The organism is Pseudomonas sp. EpS/L25, assembly GCF_001512295.1.
GTDB lineage: Bacteria > Pseudomonadota > Gammaproteobacteria > Pseudomonadales > Pseudomonadaceae > Chryseomonas.
Genome location: NZ_LNUP01000016.1, coordinates 96022 through 117201 on the forward strand (window position 1 = coordinate 96022; position 21180 = coordinate 117201).

The following is a 21180-nucleotide window of genomic DNA, read 5'->3' on the forward strand; positions in this document are numbered from 1 at the left end:
AGCGCCGCCAAAATTGTCTAGATAACTTCTGAAACACCACACTAGCGCCGTGCCTGGGAAGCTGGCCGCTAGCCAGTATTCCTGGGCGGTTTAAGGGCTTGGCGGGCCCTGCCACTCGTCTGAAAAAGTAAAACTAATTAGCGCAAAAAGATGCTCTGGCAAGCCGCTTTGCGCAAGTCGGCGGTGACGGCTCGGCCAAGCGGCCGACTCGCGGCATCAAGAAAGCCTTTTTTCCCGCCGATGGGCTAGTCGTTACCGCCAGGTCCGGTGTCGGCCCATGCCCAGCGTCGCGCTGCACCTCCCTGGCCCTGCCAATTCTCGGCGTGGCACCTTGCCACCAGGGGCACCATGTTCATCCGGCTGTGCAAATCCTCTCGCGTACGCTGGAGTCTCGGCGTCTTCCTCTGTGGCGTGCTGCTGACCTCGCTGGTCACCCGGCAGTTGGCCGAGCGCAACGAGCGGCAGGTCCGCCATGCCCTGGAAAGCGCGGCGACCGATGTCCGCGAGCAGATCTTCGAGCGCTTGCGCGTCTACGAGTACAGCCTGAGCGGTATGCGCGACGTCATCGTGGTGGCCGGCAAGGGACTGTCGCGCGAACTGCTCGAGCACTATGGCCGTACCCACGACCTCAATCAGGAGTTTCGCGGGGCGCGCGGCATAGGTTTCATCCGCCGGGTTCCCGTCGCCGAGGAGGAGCGTTTCGTCCACGCCGCCCGCGCCGATGGCTGGCCGGACTTCACCATCCGCAGCTTCGCGCCCCATGGCGGAGATCGCTTCGTCGTCCAGTACGTCGAGCCGGTGGCGCTCAACCAGAGAGCCGTCGGCATGGATGCGGCGTCCGAACCGGTGCGCCGCGAGACGGCGGTCCTGGCCATGCAGCGCGGCAGCCTGCACCTGTCCGGGCCGGTGGAACTGCAGGCCTACCAACCGCCGGAGCGCGGTCTGCTGCTGATGCTGCCGATCTATCACGACGGCCTACTGCCCAAGGACCCGACCCAACGCGAGGCCGCCACCCTGGGCTGGTCCTATGTTCCCCTGAGCATTCAGGAGCTGTTCGGCAGTCTGCGCCTGGACATACCCGGTCTGCTGATCCGCCTGAGCGACGTGACCGAGCCGACCCGGCCCACGCTGTTCTATACCCGCGGCGCCACCGACGAGCCGGCTGCCACGGCGCTCTCCCAGGTGGTGACCACCCGTGAGGTCTATGGCCGCCGCTGGCAGATGGCGTTTACCGCCACCCCCGCGTTCGTCGCCAGTCTCAACCTGGTGTCGCTGCCCCTGGTCCATCTGATCGGCAAGCTCGTCAGCCTGCTGGCCGCCGGCCTGACCTTCGCCCTGCTCACCACCCGGCAACGCCGCCGCCAGTACCAGCAGGACCAGGCCAATCTCACCGCGGTGGTGGAAAGTTCCTCCGACGGCATCATCAGCAAGGACCTCCAGGGCGTGGTGCTGAGCTGGAACCACGCGGCGGAAGAGCTGTTCGGCTACTCCGCCAGCGACGCCGTGGGCCAGCGCCTGCTCGATCTGGTGGTGCCCACCGAGCTGGAGCACGAGGAATGGTCGGTGCTCGAACGCATCGGCCGCGGCGAGCCGGTGCCGCACTTCGAGACCCGTCGCCAGCACCGCGACGGCCGTCTCATCGATGTCTTGGTCAGCGTCTCGCCCATGCGCGGCCGCGACGGCCGGATCATCGGCGCCTCCAAGACGGTGCGCGACATCTCGCTGCAAAAGGCCGCCCAGGCCGAGATCCTGGCGCTCAATGCCCGGCTGGAAGAGCAGGTGGCCCAGCGTACTGCCGAACTGAGCCAGACCAACCGTCTGCTCGGCGACGTGCTACGCGCGGCCTCCGAGGTGGGCATCATCGCCACCGACCACGAGGGTCGCATCACCCTGTTCAACGAAGGCGCCGAGCGCCTGCTGGGCTATCGCGCCGCCGAGGTGGTGGGGCGCTGGCAGGCCAGCGATTTCCATCTGCCGGAAGAGCTGGCGACCCAGGGCGCGGCCCTGGAAGCCGAGTACGGCCTGCCGGTCGCCGGCTTCCGCGTGCTGGTGGAGCGCTCCGAACGCGCCGGTGCCGACGCCCGCGAGTGGACCTTCGTCCGGCGCGACGGCGAACACCGCGACGTCAGCCTGGTGGTGACCACCATGCGCGATGTCTCGGGCCAGGTCAGCGGCTACCTGGGCATCGCCTCCGACGTCACCGAGCGCAAGGCCGCCGAGCAGGAGCTGGCAGCCAGCCTCGCCCTGACCCGGGCGATCCTGGACACCGCGGTCAGCCCCATCGTCACCGTGGACAGCAATGGCCTGGTGCGCTCCTTCAACCCGGCCGGCGAACGCATCTTCGGCTATCGCGCGGCCGAGGTGGTGGGGCAACCCATCCGTCGTCTGATTCCCGGCTATCTGGCCGGCTACGAGGCACTGTTCAGCTGTTCGCAGGAAATCGCCGACGACCAGGCCGGCCAGCAGGGCCAGGAGATGGAAGGTCGTCGCGCGGACGGCAGCGTCTTCCCCATCACCCTCAGCCTGGGGGTGATGTGGACCGACGGCGAGCGCCTGGCGGTGGCCATCATCGCCGACATCACCGAGCAGAGTCGCCAGCGCCAGGCGCTGCTGCAGGCTCGCGACCAGCTGACCATGGCCGCCGACGTCGCCCAACTGGGCATCTGGTGCTGGCAGCCCGACACCGGCCAGGTGCAGTGCAACGAGCGGATGTTCGAACTCTACGAATGGAGCGACGCCCAGCGCGTCGCGGGCATCACCTACAACGACTGGCGCTGCCGCGTGCACCCCGATGACCTGGCCAGCGCCGAAGAGCGCCTGGGCGCGGCCATGGCCGGGCGTGCGGTGTTCGATCCGGTGTTTCGCGTGCGCCGCCAGGACGGCTCGCTGCGGCACATCGTCGCCGGCGCCCGCACCGAGCGGGATCCGCGCGGCCGGGTATTGCGGGTGGTGGGCATCAACCGGGACATCACCGAACAGCTGGAACTGGAGAACCGGTTGCGCGAGGAGCGCACCCGTGCCGACCTGGCCAGCCAGGCCAAGTCGTCCTTCCTGGCCAACATGAGCCACGAGATCCGCACGCCGATGAACGCCGTGCTGGGCATGCTGCAACTGTTGCAGCGCACCGCGCTCGACGCCCGCCAGGGTGACTACCTGACCAAGGCCCAGCAGGCGGCGCGCTCGCTGCTGGGGCTGCTCAACGACGTGCTGGACTATTCCAAGATCGAAGCCGGCAAGCTGCAGCTGGACGTCCATCCCTTCAGCCTCGAGCAGGTGCTGCGCAACCTCGGGGTGGTGCTCTCGGGCAATAGCGGCGAGAAGAACGTCGAGATCAACTACCGCCTCGATGCCGGGCTGCCCACCGCCCTGATCGGCGACAGCCTGCGCCTGCAGCAGATCCTCATCAACCTGGCCGGCAACGCCCTCAAGTTCACCGAAGCGGGGCAGGTGCTGGTCAGCGTGCGCCAGCTGTCCCGGGCGGACGGTCAGTTGCGGCTGGAATTCTCCGTGCAGGACACCGGCATCGGCATCAGCCCGGCCCATCAGGAGCAACTGTTCCAGGGCTTCACCCAGGCCGAGGCCTCGATCAGCCGGCGCTTTGGCGGCACCGGGCTGGGCCTGGCCATCTGCAAGCGCCTGGTGGAGCTGATGGACGGCCAGTTGCAGGTGGAAAGCGAGCTGGGGGTGGGCAGCCGCTTCTGGTTCGATGCCGCCCTGGCGGTGGACAGCCAGGGCGAGGCCCAGCTGGCGCCGGTAAGCCGGCGGGTGCTGCTGGCCGACGACAACACCCTGGTCGGCGAGGTGCTGGTGGAAACCCTGGCCGCCCTCGGCTGGCAGGTGGACCTGGTCACCAGTGGTGCCGCCGCCCTCGCGCGGGTCGCCCAGGCCCGGCAACAGGAGCAGCCCTATGAAGCGGTGCTCATGGACTGGCGCATGCCCGACGGCGATGGCCTGCTGGCGGCCCGGCAGCTGCGCGAGCGGCAGGCCGACGACCGACCCAAGGTCATCATGCTCACCGGCTTCGGCCGCGACTTCCTGTCCGAAACCCAGCAGAGCGCCGATGCGCCCTTCGACGATTACCTGACCAAACCGGTGACCCCGGCACAGATCGTCGAGGTGGTGGAGCGGGCCCTGGGCGCCGAGATCCCGGCCGGTGTCCACGCCGCCGCGGTGGTCGACGAAAGCCACCGGCTGGCCGGCCTGCGCCTACTGGTGGTGGAAGACAATGCCCTCAACCGCCAGGTGGCCGCCGAGCTGTTGCTGGCCCAGGGCGCCCAGGTGGAACTGGCCGAGGGCGGCCTGGAAGGGGTCGAGCGGGTACTCTCCGGCGCGCCGCTGGACGTGGTCATCATGGACATGCAGATGCCCGACATCGATGGCCTGGAAGCCACCCGCCGTATCCGCGCCGACGGCCGCTTCCGCACCCTGCCGATCCTGGCGATGACCGCCAACGCCTCCCATGCCGACCGCGACGCCTGTCTGGCGGCTGGTATGGACGACCATGTCGGCAAGCCCATCGACCTGGAACTGCTGGTCGCCCGCCTGCAGCGCCTGACCGGCCAGGAGGTCGGCGCCGCGCCCCTTGCCGCGCCGGTCGGCGAGGATCGCCAGGTGGAACCCCTGAGCCTCGTCCTGCGCCGCTTCGGTGGCGATGCCCGGCTGTTCGGCTCGCTGCTGGAGCGCTTCGCCGAGGATTCCGTCAGCCTGCTGGATCACCTCGCCCAGGCCTGGCATGCCGCCGACAGCGACGCAGCGGTGGCCGTACTACACTCCCTCAAGGGCAGCGCCGGCACCATGGGTGCGCAGCGCCTGGCCGCGCGCGCTGCCGAGGGCGAACGCGCCGGCAAGGCCGGGGCGGGTGTCCCGCTGGAGGTGGCGATGGAACTGACGACCCTGCGACAGCTGCTCGACGAAGCCCTCGTCGAATTGCGCAGCGCCCTGGCCGAGGTCCTGCCGCCTGCCGTGCCTACCCCGGCCGAAGCGGAAATCCCGACCGACGAAGACACCCTGGTCGACTGGTCCGCACGGCTGGATGAACTCGAACAGTTGCTCAGCCAGGGCAATCTCGAAGCCCTGGAGCTGATCGCCAGGCTGCCCGTGCATTGCCGTGCCGAAGCCCAGGTGCGCTACGACCTCTTCCGCGCCCAGATCGAGACCCTCGACTTCGCCGCGGCGCTCACCATCCTGCCTGATCTGAAGGAAGCCCTATGACTCCGCCGACCGCCGAGGCCGCCGGGCGGCGCAGCAAAGCCAAGCTGCTGATCGTCGACGACCAACCGCTGAACATCCGCATCCTCCACGAACTCTTTCGCCAGGATTGCGAGACCCTGATGGCCACCAGTGGCGCCCAGGCCCTGCAACTGGCCCTGGCCCAGCAGCCGGATCTGATCCTGCTCGACGTGATGATGCCCCAGCTCGACGGCCACGAGGTCCTGCGCCGGCTGCAGGCCGATCCGGCCACCGCGGCCATTCCGGTGATCTTCGTCACCGGCCAGGAAGGCCCGGACGAGGAGGTGACCGGCCTGGAGCTGGGCGCGGTGGATTTCATCAGCAAGCCGATCAACCCGGTCATCGTGCGCGCCCGGGTACGCACCCAGCTGACCCTCAAGGCGCAGCGCGACGCCCTGCGCAGCATCGCCCTGGTCGACGGCCTCACCGGCGTCGCCAATCGCCGCCAGTTCGACGAGGCACTGCTGCGCGGCTGGCGGCAGAGCCAGCGCGAAGGCACGCCTTTTTCGCTGATCCTCATGGATATCGATCATTTCAAGGCCTACAACGACCACTACGGCCACCTGGGCGGCGACCAGTGCCTGCGCCAGGTCGCCCAGGCGCTGGGGCAGGGGCTGTTCCGTCCCTATGACCTGCTGGCGCGCTACGGCGGCGAGGAATTCGGCTGCCTGCTGCCGGGGACCGACCTGGAAGGCGCCACCCAGGTCGCCGAGCGGCTGCTGCAGCAGGTGCACGACCAGCGCCTGACCCACGGCTACTCCTCGGTGACCGGCTACGTCACCCTGAGCCTGGGCGTGGCCACCGCGCTGCCGCCGATCGCCGTCGATCCGGCCGCCCTGATCACCGCCGCCGATGCCCAGCTCTATGCGGCCAAGCACCAGGGCCGCGCCCGGGTCTGCGCTGCCGAACTGGCGGGCTGAGGGGCACCTGCCAGGTAACGCCGGGTAACAGAGGTCGAAGGCTTTCTTCGTCTAGTGTGGTGTTTCAGAAGTTCGCGCAAGAATTGGCGAGTGATTTTTGGGCGGTTCGGCGTTCCGACTGGGCTAGGCGCCGCGACGAGTCATAGCAGGGCTATGGCGAGGAGTGGCAACAACGCCCAGGGCGAAAAAGCGCCGCCAAAATTGCGTAGATAACTTTTGAAACACGACACCAGGCTGGGCGGCGAGGCGGCAGACTGTCAGACTGCGGGCAGGGATTCTGCCGCCGGTAATCTATGTACGCCTTCACGCAACGCCAGGCCATCTTGGCCAGCTGGATCATCGTCTTCACCGCTCTCTACCTGGTTCTCCCGCTCAAGCTGCTGCCCAGCCTGCTAGCCGGGCTGCTGGTCTACGAACTGGTCAATACCCTGGCCGGGCGCCTGCAGCGCCATCTGCCCGGGGGCGGCGCGCGCTGGCTCGCCGTCGCCCTGCTCGGCGCCCTGGTGGTGAGCCTGCTGACGCTGTTCTTCGTCTGGTTCACCAGCTTCATCATCCAGGAGGTGCAGAACCCCGGACGGCTGCTGGACAAGTTCATGGTGCTCACCGAGCGCGCCCGCGCCCAGCTGCCGCCTTCGCTGGACGCCTACCTGCCGGCCAACGCCGACGGCATGAAGCAGGAACTGGTGGAATGGGTACGCGCCCATGTGGCGCAGCTGCAGCTGTTCGGTCGCGATGCGGCACGCACCTTCGTCATCGTGCTCATCGGCATGATCCTCGGCGCCATCGTCGCCCTGCAGCCCACCCCCGATCCCGAGCGCCTGCGGCCGCTGTCCGGCGCGCTGCTGGTGCGCCTCGGCCTGGTGGCCCAGGCCTTTCGCAACATCGTCTTCGCCCAGATCAAGATCTCGCTGCTCAACACCACCCTGACGGGCATCTTCCTGCTCGGTGTCCTGCCGCTGTTCGACGTCCACCTGCCGCTGGCCAAGACCCTGGTGATCCTTACCTTCATCCTCGGCCTGCTGCCGGTGATCGGCAACCTGATGTCCAACACCCTGATCTTCATCGCCGGCCTGTCGCTGTCGATCTGGGTCGCGGTGGCGGCCCTGGGCTACCTGATCGCCATCCACAAGCTGGAATACTTCCTCAACGCCCGCATCGTCGGCGGCCAGATCAGCGCCCGCTCCTGGGAACTGCTGGTAGCCATGCTGGTGTTCGAGGCGGCCTTCGGCCTGCCCGGCCTGGTGGCGGCGCCGGTGTACTACGCCTATCTGAAGAGCGAGTTGAAGGCGGAGGGGCTGGTGTGATGGGCGGTCGGATTCGCGTCCTGGCCCTCTGTGTCCTACGGCAGGGCGACCAGATCCTGATACGGCAGATGCAAGACCCGCACGATGGCCTGAGCTTCTGCCGTCCCCTGGGCGGTGGTGTGGAGTTCGGCGAAACCAGCCAGGCGGCCGTGCGCCGGGAAATCCGCGAAGAATTGGGTGTCGAGCTGGCCGAGGTAAGGCTGCTGGGCACCCTGGAGTCATTGTTCAGCTATGCGGGGCGGCCAGGCCACGAGGTAGTGCTGGTCTACGCGGCCGAATTCGCCGATCGGCAGCTCTATGAGCGGGCGGAGCTGCCCGGCCAGGAGAGCGATGGTGAGGCCTTCCTGGCAACCTGGCGCTCGCTAGCCTCCTTTGATGACGCCTGCCGACTGGTCCCCGAAGGCCTGATGGAGCTCGTCGTTACCGCTACCTGAGCCCTTTGCTCGCTCACTGACGATCCAGATTCGCCCACATGCGCTGCCAGAAGGCGCCAGCTTCTTCATTGATGGCGCGCCATGCCTGTTCCAGGCGCAGGCGCTCGGGCGCTTCGAGATCCTCCGGGCAGGCCAGATAGCGATCCGCGGCGGCCTGGGCCTCGGCCTGCAAGCGGCGCCATTCACGCACGTCATCCAGCCAGCAGCGGCCGGTGACGGTCTCGTAGTACTCGTGGGCGATCGCGTCTTTGCTCATGGGGCGTTCCAGGTGGGAGATACAGGCCTAGACCGCACCTGACGCCCGGGGTGCCGGCCTCAGACGTCGAAGAAGTCCACGTGGCCGTTTTCCAGGGTGTAGTAGGCGCCCACCACCTTGACCCGACCGTCCTGTTGCGGTGCCAGCAGGGTCGGCTCGGAGGCCGCGCGCAGGCGCCTGACCGTGCGCTGTACGTTGCTGCGTACCGCCGCTTCCAGCAGGTCCGGCGGATTGCCGGCGCGGGCGCTGAGCACCGCCGGCAGGATGGGTTCGATCATGGCGCCGATGGCGCCGGGATAGAGGGCGTTCTGCTCCACCACCGCCACCGCGGCCTCCACCGCGCCGCACTTCTCGTGGCCCATCACCACGATCAGCGGCACCCCCAGTTGGCTGATGGCGTATTCCACCGAGCCCAGCGCGGTGGTGTCCAGGGTATTGCCGGCGTTGCGCACGATGAACAGCTCGCCCAGGCCACGGCCGAACAGCAGTTCCGGCGAGACCCGCGAATCCGAGCAGGACACCAGGACGCAGAAGGGTGTCTGGCCCTTGGCGATCTCCAGACGACGATCGCGATTGGTTTCCCCATGCAGGGGCTGGTCGTCCATGAAGCCTTGATTGCCGTCGATCAGCCGTTGCAGGGCCTGCTCGGCGGTGAGAGTGGTATGGGCCTTGGTCGGGGCGGCCAGGGCGGGCAGGGTGAGAGGCGCCAGGGCAGCGGCCACCGGCAGGCAGCAGGCGCAATGCAGGAGTCGACGACGCGACAGGGAGGGCTTCATCGGAGCGACCTCTTCAGCTACGGACGGGCGTGAGCGAGCCGGTACTGCGGTTTCCAGCGCCAGGGATAACTATTGCCGTCCGCCGCCGATTCCGCCAGGCGAGGCGGCGCGTATCCGACCCGTGGAAAAACGCCGGGCATGAAAAAGCCGCGTCGGAACGCGGCTTCGGGACTCGCTCAAGCGGGCGTCATTGCCGCGCCAGTACCGTACTGCGCCCCGCCTTGGGTGCGCCCGGCAGGGGGCTCAGCGCACCGGTTTCCAGCCAGCGGCGGACGCGGGTGGCGTCGGCCATGTGGGTGAACTTGCCGAAGGCGTCCATCACCACGAAGGCCACCGGCCGGCCGGCCATCACGGTACGCATCACCAGGCAGTGACCGGCCTTGTCGGTGTAGCCGGTCTTGGTCAGCTGCACGCTCCAGTCGGCGTTGTAGACCAGATGGTTGGTGTTGCGAAAGCCCAGCACATAGTTGGGATTGTGGAAGGCCTGGGTCTTTTCCGGGGTGGTGCTGAGCTGGCCGAGCAGCGGATAGTGCTCGGTGGCCTTGAGCAGCGTGACCAGGTCGCGGGCGGTGGAGACGTTGAGCGGCGACAGCCCGGTGGGCTCGGCGTAGCGGGTGTTCTTCATGCCCAGGGCGCGGGCCTTGGCGTTCATGGCGGCGACGAAGGCCTTCTGGCCACCCGGGTAGTGGTGGGCGAGGCTGGTGGCGGCGCGGTTTTCCGAGGACATCAGCGCCAGTTGCAGCATGTCGCGCCGGCTCAGCTGGCTGCCCAGGCGCACCCGCGAGAAGATGCCGCGCATGGCCGGGTTCTCGCTGATGTCGATGTCGATGGTCTGCTCCAGCGGCAGCTTGGCATCGAGCACCACCATGGCGGTCATCAGCTTGGTCACCGAGGCGATGGGGGCGACCTGGTCGGGATTCTGGGCGAACAGGACCTGGTTGGTCTTGAGGTCCACGACCAGGGCGTGGTTGGAGGCCAGGCGCTGGGCAGTGGCCGCGGCCGCGGCCTTGACCTTCGGTGGGGTCTGGGCCAGGACGGCCGGACTCAGCCCGACCAAGCCAGCCAGCAACAGGCCGGCAAGTTGATGACAGATCTTCACGGTGGCAGCTCTCGAAAAGGGGGGCGGGGTCAGAACAACCGCGAACGGCAATGCCCCTTGCAGATCAAGGACATTGCGCAGAGATTTCACGTCTTTTATCACCCGGATTGTCGGCTGGGAATCCGACAAGGCAGCTTTTTACACAGCGCGCTGGGAAAAAGTCACAATTAGTTGCAGATGGGCGACGGACGGCAGGGATGGCGGAGCGAATGGGCGCCCGAAAGAGGTCGGGCGCCTTGCCTTTCAGTCATGGGCTTCCTGGGCCGTTGGACCGAGCATGCTGCCGGTGACCAGGTAGCGCTCGTGCCAGGACAGGGCCTCGGGCAGCAGGTGCGGGGTGTGCTTGCCATGGCTGCCGGCCAGGGCGCGGTCGAAGTAATCCTGCAGCGCCGGGCGGAAGCTCGGGTGCACGCAGTGCTCGAGGATGGCGCGGGCACGCTGCTTGGGGCTGAGCATGCGCAGGTCGGCCAGGCCCTGGTCGGTGACGATCACCGAGACGTCGTGCTCGGTATGGTCGACGTGGCTGACCATGGGCACCAGGGTCGAGATCAGCCCGTTCTTGGCCGTACTCGGCGCCATGAATACCGACAGGTAGGCGTTGCGGGCGAAGTCGCCGGAGCCGCCGATGCCGTTCATCATCCCCGTACCCATCTGGTGGGTGGAGTTGACGTTGCCGTAGAGGTCGGCTTCGAGCATGCCGTTGAGGGCGATGCAGCCCAGGCGGCGCACCAGTTCCGGATGGTTGCTCACCCCCTGCTGGCGCAGGATGATGCGTTGGCGTAGCGACTCGGCGTGGGCGAGGAAGCGCTCGATGCCCACCGGGCTCAGGGAGAAGGAGGTGGCCGAGGCCAATTCTATCTTGCCACTGATGAGCAATTCCAGCATGCCGTCCTGGATCACCTCGGTGAAGGCGGTCAGCCCCTCGAACTCACTCTCGGCCAGGCCCTGCATGAAGGCGTTGGCGATATTGCCCACGCCCGACTGGATCGGCAGCAGGTTGGCCGGGATACGGCCCTGGCGTACCTCGAAGCGGAGGAAGTCCAACAGGTGCGCGGCGATGGCCTGGGAGGCGGCGTCCGGCGCCTTGAAGGGGCTGTTGCGGTCAGGGGCATCGGTTTCCACCACGGCCACCACCTTGTCCAACGGTACCTCCAGGTAGGGTGAGCCGATGCGGTCGCCGGGATGGGCCAGCGGGATGGGCGTGCGATGGGGCGGCAGGGCGCCATCGGTGTAGATGTCGTGCATGCCGTCCAGGGCATCGGGCTGCCAGCGATTGACCTCGAGGATCACCGCATCGGCCATGTCCAGCCAGGTCTTGTTGTTGCCCACCGAGGAGGAGGGCACCAGCAGACCGTCTTCGCGAATGGCGGCGATCTCCACCACCGCCACGTCGATCTTGCCGAAGAAGCCGTAGCGCACCTTCTCCGCCAATTGGCCGAGGTGGATGTCCATGTAGTCCAGGCCGCCGGCGTTGATGCGACTGCGCAACTCCGGATCGGACTGGAAGGGCACCCGCAACTCGATGCCATCGACCCGTGCCAGGGCGCCGTCCAGCTCCGGTGCGGTGGAGGCGCCGGTCAGCACCTTGATGCGAAAGGCCTCGCCGGCGCCGTGGCTCGCGGTGATGCGCTGGGCCAGAGCACCGGGTACGGCCTTGGGATAACCGGCGCCGGTGAAGCCGCTCATGCCCACGGTCATGCCGTGGCGGATGAACTGGGCGGCCTGCTCGGCGCTCTGGCGTTTGGCGGCGAAGCCAGGATGGCGAATACGGTGGGACATGACGACCTCTGCGGGTGTTATCGAAAGCACACTAAGAATGTGGATTCTACGCGGAAGGGGTGCTTAGGTCCCTAAGCAAAAGGTCGGGTGGTGGGGGAAATTTTGGGAGGAGTGTGGCGTAGGTTGGGTTGAGCGATAGCGAAGCCCAACAGTGCGGCGTTGACAGTGGTACCTTTCTATCGGTGCCCAGACTATCTATCGAGCTTTGCTGAGAGTTCTTGTTTCGCCTGGCCGGCGACTCACTTTTCTTTGCTTGTGCAAAGAAAAGTAAGCAAAAGAAAGCACACCCCAACAGTTCGGCCCTCCGCTGCGCTCCGGGTGATTCGCTTCGCTCACCCTTTCGGGCCAGCCTGCAGCTGTTACTTCGCTGCGCTACGTTTCCCTCGCTCCGGCGCCGTGGCAGGGGCACGGCACGAAGGGGCTTCCTGCCCCTCGCGCCTCGCTCGGCGTCCTGCCTCGCAACCCCCGCCACGACACCGGAACTCGGCCTCACTGATGGGGACGGGACGTCAGCTTGAGGATTCGGAGTTCGGTCGTAGCGTGGAAAACCGCGCAGCGTTTTCCACTGGAAGGTACCGGCACTATCAGTGGACAAAGCTGCGCCGTTGTCCACGCTACGAGCTGTTAGTGGCTCTTCAACCAAAACTTTCAGGCTGGCGAAACCGCCCGTTCAGGAGGGCGAGCCCCAGTGTCGTGGAGTGGGTCGAGCCGCATGGATGCGGCGAGAGGCCTAACGGGCCATGGACGGCCCGTGTAGGCCGACCCCGGAGCGGCGCTGGGGTGAGTGGACCCGGCGCTTCGCGCCGGGCCGGATGACCGGGGCAAGCGTTTTTGCTTACTTTTTTCGCGACTGAAAAAAGTGAGTCGCCCGAGGGGGCGAAACAAAAAGCGTCAAGGCACTCGATAGCCAGCTAAGGCGGCTCCTATTCGTTGGGCTTCGCTATCGCTCAACCCAACCTCCGCTGCTTCGCCCGAGCCACCAAGACACGGGCCTCAGCCCACCCCCCTCACGCCACCATCATCATCCACGGCACCCCAATCCCCAGCAGCACCAACAGGAACAGCGCGCCGAAGATCGTCCCCAACCGCCAGTAGTCGGCGCTGGGCAGGTAGCCGCTGCCGTAGTACACCGGACTCGGCCCGGTGCCGTAAGGCGTGATGATCCCCATCAGCCCCAACGACGTGCCCAGCAGCAGGGCGAACACCGGCAGGTCGATGCCGGGGATGCCCATGCCGGCGGCCAGCATCACCGGCAGCAGCGCGGTGGTGTGGGCGGTGGTGCTGGCGAACAGGTAGTGGGCGAGATAGAAGACCACGACCAGCACCACCATGGCGGTGCCGGCGTGGAAGCCGCCCAGGTGGCCGGCCACCCACTGGCCGAACCAGGCGACGAAGCCGACCCGGGTCAGGCCGTCGGCCAGGGCGACCAGGGTGGCGAACCAGGCGAAGGTGTTCCAGGCGGCCTTGTTGCCCAGGGCGTCGTCCCAGGTGATGACCTTGAGCAGCAGCATCAGCACGATCACCAGGACACCCACCAGCGCCGGATCGGCCCAGGCAGCGCCGAAGATCCACAGCGCCAGGGCGCCGATCACCAGGGCCAGCAGCAGCTTCTCGTTGCGCGTCAGCGGACCGAGGGCGGCCAGTTCCTTGGCCGCCCACAGCGGGACCTGGTCGTTGCGCTTGATCTCCGGCGGATACAGCCAGTAGGCCAGCAGCGGCAGCAGGGCCAGCAGGAGGATGCCCATGGGCGCGGCGGCGATGAACCACTGGCCCCAGCTGATGTGCAACTGGGCGGTCTTCTCGATCAGGGCCGTGGCCAGCAGGTTGGGTGCCAGGGCGGTGAGAAAGAGGGTGCTGGTCACGCAGGTGGAGGAGATCGCCACCCACATCAGGTAGGAGCCGATGCGCCGGGCGCTGGGGTCGTTGGGTTTGGAATCGTAGAGCAGCGGCAGGTTGCGGATCACCGGGTAGACGGTGCCCCCGCTGCGCGCGGTGTTGGACGGGGTGAAGGGCGCCAGGGCCAGGTCCGCCAGCATCACCGCGTAGCCCAGGGTCAGGGTGCGCCGGCCCATGGCCTTGACCAGCAGCAGCGCGATCCGCCGACCGAGACCGGTTTTCTCGTAGCCCAGGGCGAACATGAAGGCGCTGAAGATCAGCCAGACGGTGTTGTTGGCGAACCCGGCCAGGCCCCAGCGCAGCGCCTCCTGGGGCGGGCGGAAGCCCGGCGTGGCCAGTTGCTCCGGACTGAACAGCACCCAGGGCGCCAGCAGGGCGGCCAGGGCCACGCCGATCAGGCCGATCACCGCGCCGGGTAGGGGTTCGAAGATGAGGCCGACCACTACGCCGGCGAACAGGGCGAAGTACAGCCAGGCGTGCGGGGCCAGGCCGTCCGGTGCGGGCAGCAAGGCCAGGAGGCCGGCGACGGCCAGGGGCAGCAGGAATTTCCAGGAGGTACGCATCGGGCTCTCGTAGCTTGCGGTGGTCTCGGGTCGACTGCCGAATCGCCTGTCCCTGCGTTAGAAGCTGTTCACGGCCTGCTGCGCGTCGGCCAAACGGTGTTGAAAATGGCCTGGAAGACCAGCCCCACCGGAATGCTCATTTACCAGTCGTAAACTAGAGCGCGGTCCGATGCGCTTCCTCAGGCATTTGATTCGCTGGCGCTTACCCTACGGGCCAGCCGTTGGCTGTTACTCCCGTTGGTCGTTGCGCCTTGTTCGGCTCCAGCTCGCGAGATCGTGAACAGCTTCTAACGCCGGCGTAAACGGCGGCCAAGCGTTGCAAAGGCCGCAGCCCTTGCCCAGGGCTCTGGCCGCGGTCTTTCGTCGCAGTTCAACGGCTTTGGATCAGCGGCGGCCATTCTTTCTGTATCGAGAATTATTTGCAACAACCGCGGCGCTCGTCGCACCGGATTGCGCCTGGGACCGCCACCGGCGAACAATCGGCTCCTCCATCATCGACAACAACAAAAAGGATCAGCAGCATGAAATACCGCCTGGGAGAACAGCGGGTCGAGGCCCATCCGCAGAGCTGGATCGCGCCCACCGCCGCGGTGATCGGCAAGGTGCGCCTGGACGAGGGCGCCAGCGTCTGGTTCGGCGCGGTACTGCGTGGCGACAACGAGCTGATCCACATCGGCCCGGACAGCAACGTACAGGACGGCGCCGTGCTGCATACCGATCCCGGCTCGCCGCTGACCCTGGGCCGCGGTGTGACCGTCGGGCACCAGGCCATGCTGCACGGCTGCGAGATCGGCGACGGCTGCCTGATCGGCATCCACGCCGTGGTACTCAACGGCGCGCGCATTGGCCGCCACTGCCTGGTGGGCGCCAATGCCCTGGTCACCGAGAACACGGTGATCCCCGACGGCTCCCTGGTGCTCGGCTCGCCGGCCAAGGTGGTGCGCACCCTGAGCGAGGCCCAGCAGGCGCAGCTGGCGGCCAACGCCCAGGTCTACGTGGCCAATGCGCGGCGCTATCTGGAGGAATTGTTCGAGCAGGGGGAGTAGGGGGCTCGGGAGCCGCGCTTCGCGCTAGATGACCCCCTCTCCCTTTGGGAGAGGAGGGTGAGGGTCGTCTGACTAATCGCGGCCATGGGCCGCTCCTACAAAAGCATCACTCCCCTGTAGGAGCGGCCCATGGCCGCGATCAAACATCAATCCGGCACAGAAGCAGTCAGGAGCGGCCGCGTTGGCAGATCGCCATGGCTGCGATCACACCTTACGTCGACACAAAAGCAGGCACGAATTCGTTGCCAGGCGCGCCCTCACCCCAACCCTCTCCCAAGGGGAGAGGGGGCTATCCGAGCAGGCGTTTGTCTGCAGCGGCCCGCCCATCAGCTCACGGCCTGGCCCCCACCCCTCACGGCTTCTCGAACCGATAGAACAGATTCGGTTCGCTGACCACGTACAGCCGGCCCTGGTCGTCCATGGCCACGCCCTCGGCCTGGGGCACGCTGCGGGTCAGGCCGTGCTGGCCGCGCAGCAGCGACAGGGAGCTGATCGGCTGGCCCTCGTCGTCCAGCTCCAGCACCAGCCGCGACTGGTCGGAGAGCGCCAGCAGGTGACCGGTGCCGGGATCGAATTGCAGGCTGGAGAGGTCGCGCACGAACAGTCGGCGATCGCGCTGGGGATCGGTGCGCAGCGACAGCGCCTGCAGGCCCTCGAAGGCCTGGCTGCCGAGGCCGTCGATCTCGTAGATGCGCACCGGATCGCTCTCCTTGGCGACGAAGAAGCGCTCGCGGGCGGCGTCGTAGGCCAGGCCTTCGTTGCCGCGGTTGTCGCCTTCCACGTCGCTGAGGCTGAAGGGATGGCTGACCTGGCGGTCGTCGATGTCCACCTCGCGGGTGTCGGCGCCGATCTGCACCCGCACCAGACGCTGGCGGCGCTCCTCGCTGATCATGTAGACGCCCGGGGCTATGTATTCGATGGCTTCCGGATCGCTGAAGCCCTTGAGCTCCACCTGGCGCAATAGCTTGCCATCCAGGTCCAGTTCGAGAAAGCGTGCCGGCTTGTTGGTGACGCTGACCAGGGTATGGCGATGCGGATCGAAACTCAGCGCCGACACATCGGTGATGCCTTCGCCGATGGCGCGCGCCTCGATGGTGACGCGATAGCCCGGTAGCCACAGCGAGCGGGCCTCCCGGCTCTCGGCCTGGAACTGGCTCTGGACATTGAACCAGAGGCGTTCGAACAGGCGATGTTGCTGGGCCACCAGGGTCAAGACCAGCAACAGCACGGCGCCCAGGGCGGTGCCGAAAAAGCGTAGGGAAAACAATGGGAACATCGATGGCGGTCCTTCTGCAGCTCTGCCGCGCAGCCTAAGGGCGCCGTCCTGAATTCAAGCTGAATAGGCGCTCATCGCGCGGGCGCGGACACCTTGCGAAACACATGGAAGATGTTGGGCTCGCCGATGACGTAGAGATTGCCGGCTTCGTCCAGGGCCACGCCTTCCGGCTGTTCCAGGGTGGCATCCAGGCCGTGCAGGCCGCGTCTCAAGCTGATGAAGCTGACCGGTTGGCCCTCGGCGGTGAATTCCACCAGGGTGTGGGACTGGTCGGACAGCGCCAGCAGATGACCCGTACGCGGATCGACCGCTACCGCGGAATAGTCGATCACCAGTTGCTCGAGCGGGAAGGGCTGGAGGCTACCGGTGACGCCACGGCCGTCGCTGGCCAGGGTGAAGAGGGCGGCCGGGTCGCGTTCCTTGCTGAGGATCAGCCGCTGGCGGCGCGGGTCCCAGGCGATGCCTTCGAAACCCTTGTTGCCGGCGTCGGGAAAGCCGAGGTCATGGTGTTCGAAGGTGTTGGCGTCCAGCTCCTGGGCGTCGTCCGCGAGCCGGAACAGCGACAGTCGCCGCTGGCGCTCGTCGACGATGGCCAGGCGGCCGTCTTCCAGGGCGCTCACCCCTTCCAGGTTGGCGACGTTGCGAATCGGAATGCGCCTGAGGATGTCGCCGGTCAGGCTCAGCTGCACCAGGTAGGGGGTATTGCCGGTGACGGCGAAGAGGGTACGGGTGCGCGGATCGTAGGTGAGATCGGAGGTCTCGGCCTCGGCCAGGCCCGGTAGCTGCTTGCCCTGGATCACCGCCTGGTAGTCCGGCAGCCAGACCGAAGCGGCACGCACCTCTGGCGGCGTGCGGTATTCCTGCCACCAGAGCAGCGCCCGGTCGTTCCAGTGCCAGACGACGCTGAGGACGATCAGTACCAAGAGGACGAAGGCGGAGAGGAGGCGGAACAGGAGGAGGCGAGGGAGTCTGGACATGCGGCTTCTTGTTGGAGAGTCACCGGGTGCCAGACGCACCGTCGCCTGACACTCGTCCGGCGACGGTGGGTGGCGGTTTTATAGCACGCGGGTCTCGAAGCGGCTAACGCCCGGCAGCTCCAGCACCAGCTCATCGCCCACATTGAGCGGTCCGACACCTACCGGGGTGCCGGTGAGGATGACATCGCCCGGTTGCAGGGAGAAATGCCCGGCGATGGCCTGGATCAGCGGCAGGATGGGATTGAGCATGTCACGGCTGTTGCCGTCCTGGCGCACCTCGCCGTTGATGGTCAGGCGCACCGGGATGTCGGCCAGGTCCTCGAAGGCATCGCCCGGCACGAAGGGCGCGAGCACGCAGGCACCGTCGAAGCTCTTGGCGATCTCCCAGGGATAGCCCTTTTCCTTGAGGCGGCTCTGCACGTCGCGGAGGGTGAGGTCCAGGGACGGGGCGAAGCCGGAGATGGCGTCGCGTACTTCCTCGGCGGATGGCTTCTTCGACAACGGCTTGCCGATCAGCACGGCGATCTCGGCCTCGTAGTGCACCGAGCCCTGGTCGGTGGGAATGGCGAAACCTTCAGCCACCGGGACCACGCAACTGGCCGGCTTGATGAACAGCAGGGGCTCGGTGGGAACCGGATTGTTCAGCTCCTTGGCGTGTTCGGCGTAGTTGCGGCCGATGCAGACGACCTTGCCCAGGGAGAAGTGGATCTTGGTGCCGTCGAGGTACTGGTGCTGATAGGCCATCTTGTGCTCCTGATGAGTGGCGTCCGCCTTCGATCTTAACCAAAAGCGGCGGTCGCGGGGCGATGCTGGTCGCGAGGCGCTCATGGTCGCCCTGAGAAAGCTTCAGGTCGCAATCGGACCTGCACCTGGTCGCTCATGTTAAGATGGCGCCCCTTCGCCGCTGGCGACTCCGGTCGGATCGCCGCGCAGGCTCCCTCTCCTTGGAAACCCTGGATTCAACGCAGATGAGCAAGACTTCCCTCGACAAGAGCAAGATCCGCTTCCTTCTCCTGGAAGGCGTCCACCAGTCCGCCGTGGATACCCTGAAGTCCGCGGGTTACAGCAATATCGAGTACGTCGTAAGCTCCCTGCCGGAAGCCCAGCTCAAGGAGAAGATCGCCGACGCCCACTTCATCGGCATCCGCTCCCGCACCCAGCTCACCGAAGAGGTGTTCGACTGCGCCAAGAAGCTGGTCGCGGTCGGCTGCTTCTGCATCGGCACCAACCAGGTCGACCTGCAGGCCGCTCGTGAGCGCGGCATCGCCGTGTTCAACGCCCCTTATTCCAATACCCGCTCGGTGGCCGAACTGGTGCTGGCCGAGGCCATCCTGCTGCTGCGTGGCATTCCGGCCAAGAACGCCTCCTGCCACCGCGGTGGCTGGATCAAGAGTGCGGCCAACTCCTTCGAGATCCGCGGCAAGAAGCTGGGCATCATCGGCTACGGTTCCATCGGCACCCAGCTGTCGGTGCTGGCCGAGGGCCTGGGCATGCAGGTGTTCTTCTACGACGTGGTCACCAAGCTGCCCCTGGGCAATGCCCAGCAGGTCGGCTCCCTGACCGAACTGCTCGGCATGAGCGACATCGTCACCTTGCACGTGCCGGAAACCCCCGCTACCCAGCTGATGATGGGTGAGCGCGAGATCCGTTCCATCAAGAAGGGCGGCATCCTGATCAACGCTGCCCGCGGCACCGTGGTCGATCTCGATGCCCTGGCCGCCGCCATCAAGGACGAGCACCTGATCGGCGCCGCCATCGACGTCTTCCCGGTGGAGCCGCGCTCCAACAACGACGAATTCGTCTCGCCGCTGCGGGGCCTGGACAACGTCATCCTGACCCCGCACATCGGTGGCTCCACCGCCGAGGCCCAGGCCAACATCGGCCTGGAAGTGGCCGAGAAGCTGGTCAAGTACAGCGACAACGGTACCTCGGTGTCCTCGGTCAACTTCCCCGAAGTGGCCCTGCCGTCGCACCCGGGCAAGCATCGCCTGCTGCATATCCACCAGAACGTCCCGGGCGTGCTGTCGGAGATCAACCGCGTCTTCTCCGAGAGCGGCATCAACATCTCCGGCCAGTACCTGCAGACCGACGAGAAGGTCGGCTACGTGGTGATCGACGTCGACGCCGAGTACTCCGACCTGGCCCAGGAGAAGCTGCAGAACATCAAGGGCACCATCCGCTGCCGCGTGCTGTTCTAAGCCTCGAGGCTGCATGAAAAAGCCCCGGTCGGGTTCGTCTGACCGGGGCTTTTGCTTGCGTGCTGGTGGAGTCTTTATCGCGGCCATGGGCCGCTCCTACAGGGAGTGATGCTCTCGTAGGAGCGGCCCGTGGCCGCGATCAGTCGTGTAGCGTGGAGAACGGCGCAGCCTTATCCACTGGTCTCGCCCGCGCTCACCTGTGGAAAACGCTGACGCGGTTTTCCACACCACGGATTCAGCTGCGCTCCAGGCGCTCCACGCCCTGGGAGGTGCCCAGCAGCAGCACGTCCGCCGGGCGGGCGGCGAAGAGGCCGTTGGCGACCACGCCGACGATGTTGTTGATCTTGGCTTCCAGGCCCACTGGATCGACGATGTGCATATTGTGCACGTCGAGGATGACGTTGCCGTTGTCGGTCACCACGCCGTCGCGGTATTCCGGGTCGCCGCCCAGCTTGACCAGCTCGCGGGCCACGTGGCTGCGGGCCATGGGGATGACTTCCACCGGCAGCGGGAATTCGCCGAGGACGTCGACGCGCTTGCTGGCATCGGCGATGCAGATGAAGGTGCGCGCCACGGCGGCGACGATCTTCTCGCGGGTCAGGGCCGCGCCGCCGCCCTTGATCAGGTTGAGGTGGCCGTCGGCTTCGTCGGCGCCGTCCACGTAGAACTCCAGATCGCTGACGCCGTTGAGGTCATAGACGGTGATGCCATGGCGCTTCAGCCGGTCGGCGGTGGCCTGGGAGCTGGCCACGGCGCCGTCGAATTCCAGCTTGTGCTTGGCCAGCAGGTCGATGAAGAAGTTGGCGGTCGAGCCGGTGCCCACGCCGACCACGATGTCGCGGGAGAGCTGGGGAAGGATGAGGTCGACCGCGGCCTGGGCGACGGCCTGCTTGAGCTGGTCCTGATTCATGGGGGTATCCGCAGAGAAACGGGTGAAGGGTCGCCGATTATAGCCGCTCGGACGGCCCGGCTAACCCACCCGGGGACGCCCGTAGTAGACTTTTCGCCCCCGCCGCACCCACCGGATCGCCCCGTCGATGCTCGAACAGTACGTGAAGAAGACCCTGCTCGCCCCCGTCTACGACGTGGCGATCGAAACGCCCCTGCAACCGGCGCGGGCGCTGTCCGAGCGGCTGGGCTGCCAGGTGCTGCTCAAGCGCGAAGACCTGCAGCCGGTGTTCTCCTTCAAGATCCGTGCTCAGAAGTGAAACGATGCATCGCCGATGGTAGTGTGGGGTTTCCCCATGTGAGAGTAGGTCATCGTCAAGCGCCTAATACCCAGCACCCCCGCTCAGTTCACTCTGGCGGGGGTGTTGTCTTTGGGCGGGGAAAATTCAGTCGAGCGCCAAGACGCTTGGGCGGATAGTCACGTCAGGGGGCGAAGGTGAGCCGCGTGCCTGGGGTTGACCTCACCCTGGCTCTCTCCC

15 protein-coding genes and 1 pseudogene are annotated in these 21180 nt (G+C 66.6%); 7 read left to right on the forward strand and 9 right to left on the reverse strand.

Features of this window, described 5'->3' with window-relative positions; all coding sequences use genetic code 11:
- The first annotated feature begins 348 nt into the window (after positions 1–348).
- The 4 genes from AR540_RS20945 to AR540_RS20960 all read left to right on the forward strand — a co-directional run bounded on the left by AR540_RS20945 (position 349) and on the right by AR540_RS20960 (position 7887).
- The gene (locus AR540_RS20945) at positions 349–5211 is read left to right on the forward strand and encodes a PAS domain S-box protein (RefSeq protein ID WP_059231771.1); all 4863 of its coding nucleotides are present in this window, start codon (positions 349–351) and stop codon (positions 5209–5211) included.
- A complete protein-coding gene (locus tag AR540_RS20950) occupies positions 5208–6149 on the forward strand; it encodes a diguanylate cyclase domain-containing protein (protein WP_059231774.1) in 942 nt (313 codons plus the stop codon). The genes AR540_RS20945 and AR540_RS20950 overlap by 4 nt, the downstream gene beginning before the upstream one ends.
- 293 nt (positions 6150–6442) lie before the next feature.
- Entirely contained in the window at positions 6443–7453 is a 1011-nt protein-coding gene (locus AR540_RS20955) for an AI-2E family transporter (RefSeq protein WP_059231776.1), read from the forward strand.
- Positions 7453–7887 (forward strand): NUDIX hydrolase, encoded by a 435-nt coding sequence (locus AR540_RS20960; RefSeq protein ID WP_059231777.1) that lies wholly within the window; start codon positions 7453–7455, stop codon positions 7885–7887. The genes AR540_RS20955 and AR540_RS20960 overlap by 1 nt, the downstream gene beginning before the upstream one ends.
- Positions 7888–7900: 13 nt before the next feature.
- Here AR540_RS20960 and AR540_RS20965 read toward each other — a convergent pair whose 3' ends face one another.
- The 5 genes from AR540_RS20965 to AR540_RS20985 all read right to left on the reverse strand — a co-directional run bounded on the left by AR540_RS20965 (position 7901) and on the right by AR540_RS20985 (position 14256).
- Positions 7901–8143, reverse strand: a complete 243-nt coding sequence (locus tag AR540_RS20965) for a hypothetical protein (RefSeq protein WP_059231779.1) — start codon at positions 8141–8143, stop codon at positions 7901–7903.
- A gap of 59 nt (positions 8144–8202) precedes the next feature.
- On the reverse strand, positions 8203–8919 hold the full coding sequence (locus tag AR540_RS20970) for a carbonic anhydrase (RefSeq protein ID WP_059231781.1): 717 nt from the start codon (positions 8917–8919) through the stop codon (positions 8203–8205).
- A 187-nt stretch (positions 8920–9106) separates the two neighbouring features.
- Positions 9107–10018: a D-alanyl-D-alanine endopeptidase gene (gene pbpG / locus AR540_RS20975; protein WP_059231782.1), complete on the reverse strand. Its 912-nt coding sequence runs from the start codon at positions 10016–10018 to the stop codon at positions 9107–9109.
- Positions 10019–10261: 243 nt separating this feature from the next.
- Positions 10262–11797, reverse strand: coding sequence for an acetyl-CoA hydrolase/transferase family protein (locus tag AR540_RS20980; protein ID WP_059231784.1), 1536 nt, complete (start codon positions 11795–11797; stop codon positions 10262–10264).
- A 1007-nt stretch (positions 11798–12804) separates the two neighbouring features.
- Complete coding sequence (locus AR540_RS20985) at positions 12805–14256, reverse strand: anion permease (RefSeq protein ID WP_059231786.1); 1452 nt, start codon at positions 14254–14256, stop codon at positions 12805–12807.
- 521 nt (positions 14257–14777) lie between these two features.
- On the opposite strand from AR540_RS20985, the gene AR540_RS20990 reads away from it, so the two are divergent.
- Complete coding sequence (locus AR540_RS20990; RefSeq protein ID WP_059231787.1) at positions 14778–15302, forward strand: gamma carbonic anhydrase family protein; 525 nt, start codon at positions 14778–14780, stop codon at positions 15300–15302.
- A 352-nt stretch (positions 15303–15654) separates the two neighbouring features.
- Here the strand turns inward: AR540_RS20990 and AR540_RS20995 are convergent, their stop codons facing one another.
- From AR540_RS20995 to AR540_RS21005, 3 genes are all read right to left on the reverse strand, one after another.
- Positions 15655–16578, reverse strand: coding sequence for an SdiA-regulated domain-containing protein (locus AR540_RS20995; protein WP_059231789.1), 924 nt, complete (start codon positions 16576–16578; stop codon positions 15655–15657).
- 71 nt (positions 16579–16649) lie between these two features.
- On the reverse strand, positions 16650–17555 hold the full coding sequence (locus AR540_RS21000; protein ID WP_059231790.1) for an SdiA-regulated domain-containing protein: 906 nt from the start codon (positions 17553–17555) through the stop codon (positions 16650–16652).
- 78 nt (positions 17556–17633) lie between these two features.
- The gene (locus tag AR540_RS21005) at positions 17634–18299 is read right to left on the reverse strand and encodes a fumarylacetoacetate hydrolase family protein (protein ID WP_058774475.1); all 666 of its coding nucleotides are present in this window, start codon (positions 18297–18299) and stop codon (positions 17634–17636) included.
- A gap of 224 nt (positions 18300–18523) precedes the next feature.
- Between AR540_RS21005 and serA the strand changes: the two genes are divergently transcribed.
- Positions 18524–19753, forward strand: coding sequence for a phosphoglycerate dehydrogenase (gene serA, locus AR540_RS21010; protein WP_059231792.1), 1230 nt, complete (start codon positions 18524–18526; stop codon positions 19751–19753).
- A 235-nt stretch (positions 19754–19988) separates the two neighbouring features.
- Here serA and rpiA read toward each other — a convergent pair whose 3' ends face one another.
- The gene (gene rpiA, locus AR540_RS21015) at positions 19989–20663 is read right to left on the reverse strand and encodes a ribose-5-phosphate isomerase RpiA (RefSeq protein ID WP_059231794.1); all 675 of its coding nucleotides are present in this window, start codon (positions 20661–20663) and stop codon (positions 19989–19991) included.
- A gap of 127 nt (positions 20664–20790) precedes the next feature.
- Between rpiA and AR540_RS25045 the strand changes: the two are divergent.
- Positions 20791–20949 (forward strand): annotated as a pseudogene (locus tag AR540_RS25045) (pyridoxal-phosphate dependent enzyme); the annotation flags it as partial.
- Between the last annotated feature and the right edge of the window lie 231 nt (positions 20950–21180).

Bases quoted from the DNA above. Each gene is read 5' to 3' on its own strand.
- AR540_RS20945 (WP_059231771.1), top strand. From the start codon at position 349: ATGTTCATCCGGCTGTGCAAATCCTCTCGCGTACGCTGGAGTCTCGGC.
- AR540_RS20950 (WP_059231774.1), top strand. From the start codon at position 5,208: ATGACTCCGCCGACCGCCGAGGCCGCCGGGCGGCGCAGCAAAGCCAAG.
- AR540_RS20955 (WP_059231776.1), top strand. From the start codon at position 6,443: ATGTACGCCTTCACGCAACGCCAGGCCATCTTGGCCAGCTGGATCATC.
- AR540_RS20960 (WP_059231777.1), top strand. From the start codon at position 7,453: ATGGGCGGTCGGATTCGCGTCCTGGCCCTCTGTGTCCTACGGCAGGGC.
- AR540_RS20965 (WP_059231779.1), bottom strand. From the start codon at position 8,143: ATGAGCAAAGACGCGATCGCCCACGAGTACTACGAGACCGTCACCGGC.
- AR540_RS20970 (WP_059231781.1), bottom strand. From the start codon at position 8,919: ATGAAGCCCTCCCTGTCGCGTCGTCGACTCCTGCATTGCGCCTGCTGC.
- AR540_RS20980 (WP_059231784.1), bottom strand. From the start codon at position 11,797: ATGTCCCACCGTATTCGCCATCCTGGCTTCGCCGCCAAACGCCAGAGC.
- AR540_RS20985 (WP_059231786.1), bottom strand. From the start codon at position 14,256: ATGCGTACCTCCTGGAAATTCCTGCTGCCCCTGGCCGTCGCCGGCCTC.
- AR540_RS20990 (WP_059231787.1), top strand. From the start codon at position 14,778: ATGAAATACCGCCTGGGAGAACAGCGGGTCGAGGCCCATCCGCAGAGC.
- AR540_RS20995 (WP_059231789.1), bottom strand. From the start codon at position 16,578: ATGTTCCCATTGTTTTCCCTACGCTTTTTCGGCACCGCCCTGGGCGCC.
- AR540_RS21000 (WP_059231790.1), bottom strand. From the start codon at position 17,555: ATGTCCAGACTCCCTCGCCTCCTCCTGTTCCGCCTCCTCTCCGCCTTC.
- AR540_RS21005 (WP_058774475.1), bottom strand. From the start codon at position 18,299: ATGGCCTATCAGCACCAGTACCTCGACGGCACCAAGATCCACTTCTCC.
- serA (WP_059231792.1), top strand. From the start codon at position 18,524: ATGAGCAAGACTTCCCTCGACAAGAGCAAGATCCGCTTCCTTCTCCTG.
- rpiA (WP_059231794.1), bottom strand. From the start codon at position 20,663: ATGAATCAGGACCAGCTCAAGCAGGCCGTCGCCCAGGCCGCGGTCGAC.